The 14,249-nt window shown below is 28.3% G+C and carries 14 protein-coding genes; all 14 read right to left on the reverse strand.

Annotation, left to right across the window (positions count from 1 at the left end):
* Positions 1 to 26 precede the first annotated feature (26 nt).
* The 14 genes from BN854_RS05150 to BN854_RS05215 all read right to left on the reverse strand — a co-directional run bounded on the left by BN854_RS05150 (position 27) and on the right by BN854_RS05215 (position 14,124).
* Positions 27 to 1,967: a heavy metal translocating P-type ATPase gene (locus BN854_RS05150; RefSeq protein ID WP_026660819.1), complete on the reverse strand. Its 1,941-nt coding sequence runs from the start codon at positions 1,965 to 1,967 to the stop codon at positions 27 to 29.
* Positions 1,968 to 1,969: 2 nt separating this feature from the next.
* Positions 1,970 to 2,296, reverse strand: coding sequence for an ArsR/SmtB family transcription factor (locus tag BN854_RS05155; protein WP_026660828.1), 327 nt, complete (start codon positions 2,294 to 2,296; stop codon positions 1,970 to 1,972).
* A gap of 205 nt (positions 2,297 to 2,501) precedes the next feature.
* Positions 2,502 to 4,358 carry an ABC transporter ATP-binding protein gene (locus tag BN854_RS05160; RefSeq protein ID WP_026660836.1) on the reverse strand — a complete coding sequence of 619 codons (1,857 nt, stop codon included), beginning with the start codon at positions 4,356 to 4,358 and terminating at the stop codon, positions 2,502 to 2,504.
* Positions 4,351 to 6,078, reverse strand: a complete 1,728-nt coding sequence (locus BN854_RS05165; protein WP_026660845.1) for an ABC transporter ATP-binding protein — start codon at positions 6,076 to 6,078, stop codon at positions 4,351 to 4,353. Before BN854_RS05165 ends, BN854_RS05160 begins: the two co-directional genes overlap by 8 nt.
* On the reverse strand, positions 6,071 to 6,520 hold the full coding sequence (locus tag BN854_RS05170; RefSeq protein WP_026660855.1) for a MarR family winged helix-turn-helix transcriptional regulator: 450 nt from the start codon (positions 6,518 to 6,520) through the stop codon (positions 6,071 to 6,073). Before BN854_RS05170 ends, BN854_RS05165 begins: the two co-directional genes overlap by 8 nt.
* 138 nt (positions 6,521 to 6,658) lie before the next feature.
* A complete protein-coding gene (gene pepF, locus BN854_RS05175; protein WP_026660864.1) occupies positions 6,659 to 8,464 on the reverse strand; it encodes an oligoendopeptidase F in 1,806 nt (601 codons plus the stop codon).
* 3 nt (positions 8,465 to 8,467) lie between these two features.
* A complete protein-coding gene (locus BN854_RS05180) occupies positions 8,468 to 8,875 on the reverse strand; it encodes a GtrA family protein (RefSeq protein WP_026660872.1) in 408 nt (135 codons plus the stop codon).
* Positions 8,876 to 8,885: 10 nt separating this feature from the next.
* Entirely contained in the window at positions 8,886 to 9,962 is a 1,077-nt protein-coding gene (locus BN854_RS05185; RefSeq protein ID WP_026660881.1) for a S66 family peptidase, read from the reverse strand.
* The gene (locus BN854_RS05190) at positions 9,955 to 10,458 is read right to left on the reverse strand and encodes an NUDIX hydrolase (RefSeq protein WP_026660890.1); all 504 of its coding nucleotides are present in this window, start codon (positions 10,456 to 10,458) and stop codon (positions 9,955 to 9,957) included. Before BN854_RS05190 ends, BN854_RS05185 begins: the two co-directional genes overlap by 8 nt.
* A gap of 2 nt (positions 10,459 to 10,460) precedes the next feature.
* Positions 10,461 to 11,636, reverse strand: a complete 1,176-nt coding sequence (locus tag BN854_RS05195; protein WP_026660898.1) for a BaiN/RdsA family NAD(P)/FAD-dependent oxidoreductase — start codon at positions 11,634 to 11,636, stop codon at positions 10,461 to 10,463.
* The gene (locus BN854_RS05200) at positions 11,633 to 12,091 is read right to left on the reverse strand and encodes an HIT family protein (protein WP_026660907.1); all 459 of its coding nucleotides are present in this window, start codon (positions 12,089 to 12,091) and stop codon (positions 11,633 to 11,635) included. Before BN854_RS05200 ends, BN854_RS05195 begins: the two co-directional genes overlap by 4 nt.
* Before the next feature lie 61 nt (positions 12,092 to 12,152).
* A complete protein-coding gene (locus BN854_RS05205) occupies positions 12,153 to 12,938 on the reverse strand; it encodes a ParA family protein (RefSeq protein WP_026660914.1) in 786 nt (261 codons plus the stop codon).
* A complete protein-coding gene (locus tag BN854_RS05210; RefSeq protein WP_026660924.1) occupies positions 12,935 to 13,276 on the reverse strand; it encodes a hypothetical protein in 342 nt (113 codons plus the stop codon). The genes BN854_RS05205 and BN854_RS05210 overlap by 4 nt, the downstream gene beginning before the upstream one ends.
* A gap of 101 nt (positions 13,277 to 13,377) precedes the next feature.
* On the reverse strand, positions 13,378 to 14,124 hold the full coding sequence (locus BN854_RS05215; RefSeq protein ID WP_026660932.1) for a hypothetical protein: 747 nt from the start codon (positions 14,122 to 14,124) through the stop codon (positions 13,378 to 13,380).
* Between the last annotated feature and the right edge of the window lie 125 nt (positions 14,125 to 14,249).

Consider the following 14,249-nt stretch of genomic DNA (forward strand, 5'->3'; position numbering starts at 1 on the left):
TTTCTTTTTTTATATTTTTTTAGTCTTTATTTTCTACTTCTAAGTGGTAACAGCATTCTTAATCCACTTAAGATCACTACTAGGGTACTACCTTCATGAATTAAAACGGCAATAGGTAGTTCCATAAGTCCAACGATATTCATAACTATTAAAAAGACAACTACGAACATAGCAAATATAATATTTTGCCATACTACTCTTCTCAGTTTTTTCGCTACCTGATGCGTGTAAACAAATTTTTCTAAATCATTTTGCATTAAAACTGCATCAGCAACATCAATGGCAATATCTGTTCCACTACCCATAGCAATCCCAATATCAGCAGATACTAAAGCAGGGGCATCATTGACACCATCGCCTAGCATTGCAACCATATGATAGTTTTTTTTAAGTTCGTTGATGACATTTGCTTTATCTTCTGGCAAAATATTGCCTTTAACTTCACTAATAGCTAATTTTCTACCAATGGCTTCCCCTGTTTTAATTGCATCTCCTGTAAGCATCACTGTATGAATGTTTTCTTGATTAAAGTATTGAATTGCTTTAATAGAAGATTCTTTTGGTATATCTTGAATAGCTATTAACATCACAACTTCATTGTTTTCTCCCAAATAAACAACTGTTTTTCCTTCATATTCATATTTTTCAGTTTCTCTTTTTAAGTTTTCTGAAATGTTATCATATGAACTCGGTTTACCTATTTTATACTTTTTATTTAGGTATGTAGTTTCAATTCCTACTCCAATAATATTTTCAACTTCAATATTCAGTTTATCCTCTGAATTAAAATATTTAATAATTGCTTGTGCAAGTGGATGGTTTGATTTTTTTTCCATTGCAACTAAAATACTAATCAGTTTATTTTGATCTAATGCATCATCTTTAAAATAAAAGTTTGTGACAACTGGTTTTCCTTCTGTTAATGTTCCTGTTTTATCAAAAGCAACCGCTTTTACTTCAGATAGATTAGATAAATAAGAACCACCTTTAAATAAAACCCCTCTTTTAGCAAGATTAGAGATTGCTGATAGGGTTGCCGGAATGTCAGTTGCAGCAAGCGCACATGGCGAAGCACCTATCAAAAAAACCATGGTTCTGTAAAATGCATCATTTTGCCAATTTAAAAGATAATAACCCATTAAATAGAAAAGTGGGGTAAGTATTAAAATAATTGTTACATAGATAGGTTCTAACCTTTTAATAAAAGCTGCTGTTTTAGAAACATTGGTTTGCGTTTGTGACACTAAGGCAACTATTTTTGCAAATACTGTTTCACTACTATCTTTAGTTACTTCCATTTCAAATGTCTTGTCGCCATTAATTGTACTACCAAAGACAAAGTCATCTTTAGTTTTTAAAACAGGAATACTTTCACCTGTGATAGAAGCTTCATCTATAAATGCTTCCCCTTTTATAATGAGACCATCCGTTGGAATTTGATCGCCATTTAAAACTTGTAATCTATCTCCAATTTTTAATTCACTCACATCAACAATTTTAATGCTATCATCTTTTTCAATTAATCTAGCAGTTGTTGGGTTTAATTTCAGTAAATTAGTAATCTCTTTTTTACTTCTTCCTTCTGCATAGTCTTCTAACATATGAGCCCCTGCAAAAATTAAAATAAGTAGGGCTGCTTCTCTATACTCTTTAATGATAATAGCTCCAATCGCTGCTAAAGTCATCAATAAGTGTACATTAGGATGAAGTCTTCTTTTTTTAAATGTATCTTTGAATGTATCTATAATTCCTTCTGACATAACATGATATCCTGATAATACAAAAGTAACTAGATAAAGTACCATTTGAATAGTTGAATGGTTGATAAATAGAGCTATAACAAAAGTTAATAATCCAATAAAATATAAAATAATGTTTAATTTACCACCATGATGATGATCGTGTTCTTCATGATCATGTTCTTTATGATGGTGTTTATGATGTAAATGTTTTTCTTTATGACTCATAATTATATGACCCATTCGCCTACGTGTTCGATTGCTTGATTAAATATTACATGCACATGATCATCTGCTAATCTATAGTAGACTTCCTTTCCTATTTTTTTATTAATCACCAAATTTGAATCTTTTAAGACTCTTAATTGATGCGAAACTGCACTTTGTGTCATAACCATTACACTTGTTAATTCATTGACGCTTAATGGTCCATTTTTTAATGCAAATAAAATCTTAATTCTCGTAGGATCTGCAATTGCTTTAAAAAATTGACTTACTTTTGAAGTTGTTTTGTCATTTAATAAATTCATCTTAATGTTTTCTGTTTTATCAATCATCGTTTCCTCCTACATATGAATGATTACTCATATATTCATATTATAGTTTTTTATGAATAAATTGTCAATATATTTTTTATAAAATAACTTTTTATTACTATAATTGTTTTTAATATAATAAAAACCCCGGTAGTCTCTCCAATTTCTTAGTCCACTACTGAGGTTTGTTATATTTTGGGTTAGCCTATTGAATTGTTTTAAAACTTTATTCTAATTCAAAAGCGCCTGTATACAATTGATAGTATTTACCTTTTTGTTCAATTAATTCATCATGATTACCACGTTCAATAATTTCACCAGAATCTAAAACTATAATCGCATTACTATTTTTAATTGTAGATAATCTGTGGGCAATTACAAATACTGTTCTACCTTTCATTAATTCATCCATACCATTTTGAATTAATTTTTCTGTATGTGTATCAATTGATGAGGTTGCTTCATCTAAGATTAATACTGGTGGGTTAGCTACTGCTACTCTTGCAATTGATAGTAACTGTCTTTGCCCAGAGGATAGGTTTTGTCCGTTATCTGTAATAACAGTTTCATATCCTAATGGAAGTTTTGTAATAAATTCATCTGCATTTGCAAGCTTAGCAGCTTGTATGATTTCATCATTTGTAGCATCCAATTTTCCATATCTAATATTATCAAATATAGTTCCAGTAAATAAATCAGTATCTTGTAAAACAATTCCTAATGATTTTCTTAAAGATGACTTTTCAATATTTTTAACATTAATGCCATCAAATGTGATTTCACCATTATCAATATCATAAAAACGATTAATTAAATTTGTAATAGTTGTTTTACCTGCACCTGTAGCACCTACAAAAGCGATTTTTTGTCCAGGTTTTGCGTATAAACTAACTTTCTTTAAAATCTTTTTATTAGGATTATAACTAAAATCAACATCTTTGAATCGAACATCTCCAGAAAGTTTAATCAGTTTATTCTCTTTAAGATCTTTAAATGCCCAAGTATTTGTAGCCTCAGTTGTTTCAACTAATTGATTATTATCATAAGTTGCTTGAACTAATATAACTTTTCCCTCATTAACTTCATTTTCTTCATCAAGCACATCAAATATTCTAGCGGCACCTGATAAAGCCATATTAACAAAGTTCATTTGTTGTGATAACTGATTAATAGGTCCTGTAAATTGTCTAACAAATAATAAGAAACCGACTAAAGCTGGAACAGCTAATAAGTCTTTTGTATATAAGTAAGCACCAAATGCTGATACTAAGGCAAACGTTAAATAACCCAAGTTAAGTGTAATAGGAATAAGAATTCCTGACTTCATAGAAGCATTTTTAGCATTTTCATATAATTCATCATTTAACTTGCTAAAATCTGCTGCTGCCTTTTTTTCATGATTAAATACTTTAACTACTTTTTGACCTTCTATCATTTCCTCAACATAACCATTAACTTTACCGATAGCTGTTTGTTGATTTCTATAATATTTTCTACTATTTGAATTAATTCTTTTAACAACAAAGAAAATTACCGATGTTAAAATTAATGTCACTAATGATAAAATCCATGAAGTGATAACCATTGCGGTTAAATAACCAATAATTGTTAGTGTTGAAACGATAATCTGTGGAAGACTTTGTGAAATCATTTGTCGGGTTGCGTCTACATCATTAGTAAAACGACTCATTAAATCTCCATGTGAGTTTGTATCAAAATATCGTAAAGGTAAGCCCATCATTTTCTTAAATAACTTATCTCTTAAATCAGTTAATGTATCTTGTGCAATATCAATCATCATACGTAGATAGACAATTGCTAAAGCAATACTAGTTAAATATAATGCAACCATAGTGATAATAAGGTTAATTACTTCAGTAAAATCCGCTGATTGCTTATTAATTCTACTTGCTGCATCAATGACATATTGAATAGTATATGTAGCTCCAATATTAGCAAGCGTTGATAATATCATACAAACTACAACAAATAACAATCTATATTTATGAAGGCTTATAATTTGTTTAAGTAGTCTTTTAAAAGTTCCTTTTGGAGCTTTTTTACTATTTTGAAGTCTATTCATCTATTTCACTTCCTTTACCTTTTTGTTGAAGATCGTAAACATCTTTATATATTTCATTATGAGCATAAAGATATTCATGATTTCCAATACCATTAATACCATTTGTATCTAAGATAATAATTCTGTCAGCATCTTTAATAGAAGAAAGTCTCTGTGAAATAATTACTTTTGTCATATTAGGAGTTTCTTCACGTAATGTTTCTTTAATTTGTGAATCTGTCTTTGTATCAACTGCACTTGTTGAATCATCCATAATTAATATTTTAGGATTGCTAATAAGAGCTCTTGCAATACATAGTCTTTGTCTTTGCCCCCCTGATACATTGACACCGCCTTGTTCAATCCAAGTATCTAAAAAATCTTTCATCTTTGAAACAAATTCATAAGCATGTGCTTTTTTCAATGCACTAATAATTTCTTCATCAGTAGCATCTTCTTTTCCCCATTTAATATTATCTCTTATGGTTCCTGAGAATAATACATTTTTTTGAAGAACTGTAACCACTTCTTTTCTCAAAACCTCTAACTTATAATCTTTTACATCAATATCAGAAACTAATACAGTACCACTTGATGCATCATATAGTCTAGAAATCAATTGGATCATGGTTGTTTTACCAGTACCTGTAGCCCCAAAAATACCTATAAATTCACCTTGTTTAGCTTTAAAATTAATATTTTTTAAAATATCTTTGTCTTTATATCTAAATGAAACATCTTTAAATTCAAATGTTCCTTCTTTTACTTCACTTACTGCATCTTGTTTTTCTGTTAAAGATGATGTTTCATTAAGTACTTCTGTAATTCTTTCTACTGAAGCTTTAGATATTACAATCATTAAAAAGACTTGTGACAGCATCATCAAACTCATTAAGATATGCATAACATAACTAATGATATTAGCAAATGCACCTTCTGTTAATCCATTAACAACCATGTTATATGAGCCAAACCATGCAATTAATGTAAAACATATACAAATAGATAATTGCATCAAAGGATTGTTAAACATAACCCATTTTTCAGCTTTTTTACCGTTTGTAGCAACGTCTTCAATCACTTCTTCAAATTTTTCTATTTCATAGTCTTCTCTAACATAGGATTTAACAGTTCTAATTCCAGATAGACTTTCTTGGACTTTTAAATTAAGCTTATCTACTTTATTAAACATTTGAACAAAGTATTTATGTGCACCTCTCATGATAATCCATAATCCTAATCCAACAAAAGGAGCGATAAAAACAAAGATTAAGGCTAAATTTCCACCCACTATATATGCACTAGTGATTGAAAAAAGAATCATTGCTGGTGCTCTAAAAGCAATTCTAATATTCATTTGGACTGCATTTTGCACCATAGAAACATCCATTGTTAATCTGGTTACTAAACTTGAAGTAGAGAACTTATCAATATTTTCAAAAGCATATGTTTGTATCTTTTCATATTCTGCTTTTCTAATATTTCTTCCTAATTGATTCGCAACAATCGCGGCTTTACGAGAGGCTAAAACACCAAAGATTAAAGCTAAGATAGCTAAAGCAACCATATATATTCCATATCTATATGCTAGTGAAATATCATTTCCTTTGATACCTTCATCGATTAATTTTCCCATAAATATTGGAATAAATACTTCACTTAATACTTCTAGCATAACTAAAATTGGTGTAAGTATAGCTTCTTTTTTACATGTATTTAAATACTTTAATAACTTAAACATCTTCTTTTTCCCTCGCATCTATTTCATTTTCTAACTTAAGTAAGATTTTTTCTAGTTGTTCTAATTCTTCTACTTGTAAAGAACTTTTTAAACTATTTTCAAATTCAAGTATAATTTCATATGATTTTAAAACAATCAAATTTCCATTTGACGTCATTTTTAATTTTTTCTTACGCTTATCACTCATATCAATTTCTCTTTTAATACAATCTAATTTTATAAGCCCTTCAATCAGACCATTCACTGAAGCTCCTCTAATTGAAAATGCTTCTAGTATATCTTTTTGAAAAACTTCTTTATCATCTTTTGTATTTTCATAAATATATCTGAGTACTCTTGCTTGTCCGTTTGATAAGTTTATTTTTTGATTTTTTTTATCTAAATATCTCCTAAATTTATTAGTGATAATAAAAAAAACTTTTGCAATATGATTTTTATCCATGATTTTCTCCTTTTAGTTAGGCACCTAACTATTTTAACATATTTGAAAAATAATACAATCATGAATGTTTAATTTTTGTTAATTCAAAGAAAAAAAGTACTTCATTAATTAGAAGTACTTTATTTTTATATTTGACTGTTATTTTTCCAATTCTTCTGTTAATCTTTCAATTTCATCAACTGAATTAGAGATGAATTGAATAGCATTTTTAAGTGCTTTGTCTGTACTTAAATCTATTCCTACCATTTTAGCAAGATCTAAAGGTTTTTTAGTCCCTCCAGCCTTTAAAACATTAATCCATTCATCAGCTTTAATTGTTCCTTCAAATAACTGTTTAGAAACTTCAGTTCCTAAAGTTAGTCCAGCTGAGTAAGTATATGGATATAATCCCATAAAGTAGTGTGGCTGTCTCATCCAAGTAAGTCCTGCATAATCAGGTATGACTACATCATCTTTCCAGAAGTCTTTTAAGACTTTAAGTTTGTATTGGTTAAGTGTATTTGCAGTAAGAGGTTGATTGTTATCTAATGCTGTATATACTTCTCTTTGGAATGCTGCTTCAAGTAAGTGAGTAACAAAGTTATGATAATATGTTCTAGAAATCATTACAGAAAGGATCCATCTTTTTAATCTCTTATCTGTAGCATTTTTGACTAAATGTCTACTCATAATTAATTCGTTGGTTGTTGATGGGGCTTCAATAAAGTACATAGAAGGTCTTGTATTAAAAATATTTTGATATTTATTTGCATATTGGAAATGACCTGCATGTCCTAATTCATGAGCTAAAACCATTACTTCATCCATTTGTCCATTCCAATTCACTAGAATAAATGAATTAGCACCATAAGGGGATGAACAAAAACCACCAGTTGATTTACCTATATTTTGTGGAAAGTCTGTCCATCTTTCATCAAATGAGCGTTGAACCATTTTAGAGTATTCACTACCTAAAATTGAAAGTCCATCTAATAAATAGTTTTTAGATTCTTCAATCGTTACTTTAGGTTCAAAGCTAGGATCAATAGCAATCTTTAAGTCAGCATATGTTAATTCATCTAAATGGTGAATTTTTTTCAATAATCTAGCATATTTTCTCATTACTGGTGATAATTCTTTCATGATGACATCGATTTGTCTATCCATCATATCACGAGATACGTCTTGATTCCATAATAAATATTCAATTGTAGAATCAAACTTTTTAAGTTTAGAAAAGGCTTTTTCTTTTTGTAAGTGTGCTTGATAATTGCTTGCAAAACCATTTTGGTATTGAGCTAATACATCATAGAATGACTCATAAGCTTTTCTTCTTATTTCTGTATTGCTTTCATATTCCCATTCGTTTTCAAATAATGTAAATGAATTAGGGAACTTTTTAGTGTTGACTTCAAAATCTGGAAACTTCATATCATTAATTTTGAATCTTTGATAATTAGTGTAAGGTGCATTTAATGTTTGTGATAAAGCCACAACTGTTTTTTGAGCATCTGATGATAATATATGTGCTCTTTCTTTGATTACATCTTCTAAGTATGATTCATTTTCTTTAGATAATTTTTTAGCTTCTTCTAAAATATCTAAGCTCACTTCATTTAATTCTGTTGTGATAAATGTAATGCTTTCTAAAACTGTTTGATATTTATTACCAAATCTTGCAGATCTAGTTTGGTTAACAGGATTGGTTGCGTCTACTGATATAAATAAACTTTGATATGCAGATAATCTAACTAAGTGTCCTTGAATCTCTTGTAATTCTGTTAGAGCATCGTTAATAGTTTTAGCATTATTTAATTTGTGTTCAAATTTAGTTTTAAAAGATATAACTTGTTCTAATAATAACTCTAATGTCTTTTCATATGCATTTTCATCTTTGTAAATGGTGTTTAAATCCCATGTATGTGCTACATTTACTTCACTTCTTTTTGGAAGTTGTTTTTTCATATATTAAGCCTCTTCTTTCTTTTTTTTATAAACAAAATATTTAGTATATAAAAATTCTAAAACAAAGTTTAAAATCATTGTTACTGCTAAAATGATATATTCATTGATACCGTTTTGTTGAGCGTAATTTCCAAGTAAAACAGTAATCGGTGTAAAGATACAATAAAATAATAAAATTAGTAACATCGCTACTTTAACATTTCTAGTAGGTTTAAATGTATATTTTCTATTAAAAGTAAAATTCCATAAAATAGATAGTACTAAAGAAATAATATAGTTTAACCCATAGTCTTGATTAAATAGTGGTAGCAATTCATTAAGTATTGTAAAACTAAGAATTTGAATAATTCCAGCGGAAATTGAAAAAAGCGTAAATTTTAAAATTTGTAATTTTGATTGTTTGTTTTCCATTGTTAATCCTTTATTCTTGAAAAAAGGTCTCCTTAATTGTAATTTTTTTATCATCTAAATCTAGTTGTGCTTCTAATCCATAAGGAAGGATTGTTCGTGGATATCCGTGTCCAAAGTTCATATTATATAAAATAGGTGTATGATACAAAGCTGTTGCGTCTAGTAAAATCTTTTTACATTCTTCATAAAATGCTTCATCTTGCGGTTTACCAACTAAAATAGCTTTAACCTTTTCTAATACTTTTTTAACCTTTAATCCTTCTAGTAGTTCTTTATATCTTTCTGGAGTTGGTTTTTCTTCACTTGTTTCAATAAAGAGTATCTTATCTTGCCATAAACCTGTTTGTTCTAAAATACCATACTTTTCATATATTTCTTTTTCTTCTTGGTGTCTAGTTCCATAAAACATATCATAAATGCTTTCTAAGCAGCCACCTATAAGTTTACCAGAAACTATTCCAGAGCCTCTTAAAACTTCGTAACCTCTAGTTTCTTTATGACTAATTCTTGGTGTATTAACTTCTGTAGTATCAAACTTTTTTCTTTCTTCATACCAAATATCACTTGATTTAATCTCTGTTTGAGAAAAGTTTTCAAAAGTTTGTAATATAGATTTTTTAGAATATGGTAACATCTCTTTATCTAATTCAGCTAAATCATTAATAAAGTTGAAGCCGTAATAAGATACAATTCCAATATGATGAAAGAAAAAATGATTATTGGTAGTGTCTGAAAAGCCAGTGAAAATTTTAGGGTTATTTTTAGCATAATCTATAAATGTTTTATCTTCAATTAAATATGGCAAAATTCTATATGTATCATCACCACCGATTGCACAAATAATGGCTTTAATTTCCTTGTTATAATAAGCATCTTTTAAGTCTTGTGCCCTTTTTTCTGGATGATCTTTAATATAAGAGAACCCTTTAAGTGTGTTTTCCATAAATACTGGTTTTAAATTAAGCTGATGTAGTCTTTCTATCCCTTTTTCTAAAGTGTGTTTACAAAAGTCTTCTCCTAATATCCCTGATGATAGACTTACAATGGCAACTTTATCGCCTTTTTGAAGTTTTTTAGGTTTAATCATCAAGTTTTTCCAGCCCTTCCTTAAGTCTTTTGATATGACTTGGAATATATTTATCTGTTTGAATCAACTTTAAGAGTTCTTCTTTACTAAGCCAGATATAATTAATTGTCTCTTCTTTTTGCAAAACAATGCTATCTTTTTGGATATCTACCTTAGCTATGAAACCATAGAAAATAGTTTGAAACTCTTCATGTATTTCCTTATATGTAGGTATAAGTTCAGTAACTTTGATGCCAGTTTCTTCATAAAGTTCTCTTTTAGCTGCCTCTAAAGGCGTTTCTCCTTTTAATACTGAACCGCTAGATGAGGCTTCATATAATCCAGGAGCAATCTTTTTATCAAAAGATCTTTGTGTTAAAAGTATGATCTTATCTTTATGATAAACAATTATTTCTGAGACTAAGTGATAATAACCTTTAGGTATTTTTTCACCTCTTACTAATGTCAGTTCCTGTTTATTAATATCTTTATCATATGCATCCCAAAGTTCTTTCATCTTTAAAACTCCTTTCCTAATTTTCCAGCTGTATATCCAGTTGAAAAAGCTGATGTAATATTAAAGCCACCTGTAAAGGCATTAATATCTAATACTTCACCACAAAAAGAAATATTAGGGTCTAGTTTAGATATCATTGTCTTAGGATCAACTTCATTGACCTTTACCCCACCATTAGTGACAAATGCTTGGCTAAAACCTCTAACATCGTGAATCATTAACTTAAATTCTTTTAGTAAGTTTAGATAATCTTTTGTCTCTAATTTTAAATAGTCTAATAGTCTTTTAGGTATCTCATTTTCTTTTATTACTTCTTCTAATTTTTTTGGGTCTAGTTGAATTAATTCATTTAATTTAATTTTAGGCATAAAATCAATTCTAATTTCAACTGGTTGGCTAGTTTTTTTAAGTAAATTTAAGACATAAAAACTTGCCCTTAATGCTACAGGCCCTGATAAACCAAAATGTGTAATAATCATATCGTGAGTAATTGTTTTTTTATTTTTTCCTTTATCATAAATAGAAATGCTAATATCTTTAAAAGAAAGTCCTTGTAACGTTTTATCTGCTATTACTTTATCATTTGAAACAAGCGGCACTTCTGCTGGTAATAATTCAGTGATTTCATGACCAATGCTTTTAGCAAGTGTATGCCCTGTACCATCAGAACCGGTTTTAGGTAATGTAATTCCTCCGGTTGCGATAATAAGGTGGTCATAGTGATACGTTTTTTTATTAGTTATAACTTTTTTTTGATCATTATTAATCTCTGAGACTAGTGTTTCATAGTCAATATTAATTTTTAAAGTTTTAATTTTATTTCTTAAAGTATCTACTATATCTTGTGCTTTATTACTCTTAGGAAAAACTCTAAAGTGATCTTCAACTTTTAAAGGACATTTCTCTTTTTCAAAAAAATCAATAATTTCATTAGGACCAAAATTATTTAAAGCACTATATAAGAATTTTCCATTTTTTGGAATATATTCAACTAACTCAGAAACGGGAAGGGTTGCAGTGACATTACATCTTCCGCCTCCTGTTAATTTCATTTTCATGCCAAGTTCATTATTTCTTTCAATTAAAGTAACATTGCTTAAAGGAAAATGGGTTTTAGCAGAAATAGCTGCCATCATTCCAGAAGGTCCTCCACCAATTATTAAAATTTCTTTTTTCATTGTGATCTTTCCTTTAGTAATTTATCTAATTCATTTTTAAGTTGATGCTTTAACTTTTCTAATTCTTTCATACTTGGTCTTTGTGATTCATCATACATTTCTTCTTTTGGCACCCACCAAACAGGTCCTTTAATAGGCATGTCTCCTTGTTTTCTTGGGAATAAATGAAAGTGTAGATGAGCATCACCGTTTCCTAGTGACTCTATATTCATCTTATCTGCTTTAAATGCTTTATAACATGCTTCAGAAACTAAAGCCATTTCTAGAAGATATTTTTCTCTTGTCTTCTTTTCTAAAAGATGCAATTCAGTGACATGTGTTTTAGATAAGAAGAGTGTGTATCCATAAAATCTTTGATGATCACCAATGACAACATATCCTGTTTCTAGTTCTTTTACAAAATAAGGGTTTTTATTATCTTTAATTTGTTGAATTCTTTCGCACAATAGACACATATATAAGCACCTTTCTAATAAAAAAGATATCTAATTTAAATTTAATTAGATATCAGTAAATTTAAAATTTAATTGTTTCAAATAATTCAGTAAAAACTTCAACTAAAATTTTCTTTTGATTCTTTTGGTATGGATTTAATCCTGTGGTATCTAAATCAAAAACGGATATACCTCTTTGCTGAAGGGTTTGAATATTTGCTTTTTCCGGAATTGGCTTTAAAACATTTGCATTTCTTAAATTTTCTTTTGTAATAACATCAATCTCTTCTAATGCAACACTAGGAACAGATTTCATTTTTGAAAATCCATTAGGTAGGACATACTTAATTTTATCAAGTTCAATGCCACAATCTGTAAAGTATTGAAGGGTGTTATAAAAACCATTAACTCCAAGTTTATTAAGTTCTACAATAAGAATAATTTGATCACATAATTCAAATAATACTTCGCTTGTTCTATTACTTGAAGGTGGTAAATCCACAAAAACATAATCATATTTTTTATCAAGTTCTTTAATCATTTGAACAAATTCTTTTTCAAATGGTCGTTCTAAAGTTAATTTTTTTGAAATCATGTCGATATTTAATGTCTTAAGCGCATCTAAGTTCTCTCTTATTGGAATAATAGCAGCATCAATTGTAATACTATTTGTTAAGATATGTTCAATAAAATTATCTTCTCTATTAAATACTTCTTTAGACTTACCAAACATTTCAAAAACAGAGTTTTGATCATCTATGCTAACTATCATTACCTTTTTACCTATTGAAGCTAAATAAGCAGCATTCTCACCAAGAACTGTTGTCTTTCCTACGCCACCTTTTTTACAGAAATAAGTTAGAATCATAGATTACCCTCTTTCTTTGATAAAATATCAACTACTTTTTTATACTCAAGTTCATTTGTTTTTTGTAAATATTCTAACAGGGCATTTTCTAAAATAACTCCTGTCTTTTTATCAGGATGCATAGTTTTAACAGTTTCTAAGAGAACTTTACTTAATTTAGTAATAGTTAACTTTCTTTTTATTTTGTTGGCATTATCAATTGTGAATACTTTAAACTCTGTTTCTTTCAAAGTTTTAACTTCAGTAGTCTTTTTTTCTAATTCTAATGGATTAGTTCTCTTATTTAAAGATACTTTAGGTTCTTCTTTTACTTCTAATGGACTTTTTCTTTTTTGCATAGTGTCAACTCCCCTATTTTTTAATCAATTATAACATGAAAAAGCATACTTTTGTTGTATGTAAATGCTTTATTTTGAAAAAAACGATTATTATTTATCTTTTAGTCTAAAATATAGGTATTAAAACTGGTATTATCTGTATCTGTAAATAAATTTTTCAATAAGGTTGCGTATGGATCTGTATTATCAGCTTCAAAGCAAACTGTATCATACTGCTTGTATAAGTAATCAAGAACTTGCCTTATAAATTGAACAAAGCTTCTTTCATCATGCCCTAGAACATAGTATATTTCGCTTTCTTTGATAAAACAAACGTTATTTTGTTCATCATAAATGATTCTTTCTGGAAGATTCATATAGAAATCTATTTTTTCTGCAGTAAGAGGTGAGATACCTTCATGTGTTTTTTTATAATAAAGGTAATACTTTTCTGAAAATTCTAGATATACTTTACTCTCTTTTTGAGCATATCTTAAATTATCCTTTTCTACTATAAGGTTTTTAAGTTTATCTTTAGTAAATTCTCTTTCATAACATTTTCTTTTTAATATAAAGCCAGCATGCTCAATTTTATGAATAATTTCTAACTCAATAGAGTCTATCATTATTTGAAGTGGTTTCTTAAAATACTTTTTGATATAAGAAAAAATACTTTTGGAATCTACTTTTTCATCAAATTTAAAATCTGGCTGTATATACATATGTTTAGAGTGAAATTCATTCTCATAAGCAGCAAAACATCCTATTATTTGATTAGACTTTGTTATTTCATAATACTTTCTATATTTTCTATATGCTATTTTATATTCAGTTTTAAGTTTTGTATAATCTATTAATTGTATTTCCATAGTTAACTCCTATTTCTATTTTACACTAATTAAGATACAAATCAATTTACCTTGTGATTTTTTGTTCATAAGTCAACCTAATTTTATCTTCATTATTAAAATTTAGTTTGCTTTTAAAAAAAGGA

Origin of the sequence: Alteracholeplasma palmae J233, from assembly GCF_000968055.1 — a bacterium.
Taxonomy (GTDB): domain Bacteria; phylum Bacillota_I; class Bacilli_A; order Acholeplasmatales; family Acholeplasmataceae; genus Alteracholeplasma; species Alteracholeplasma palmae.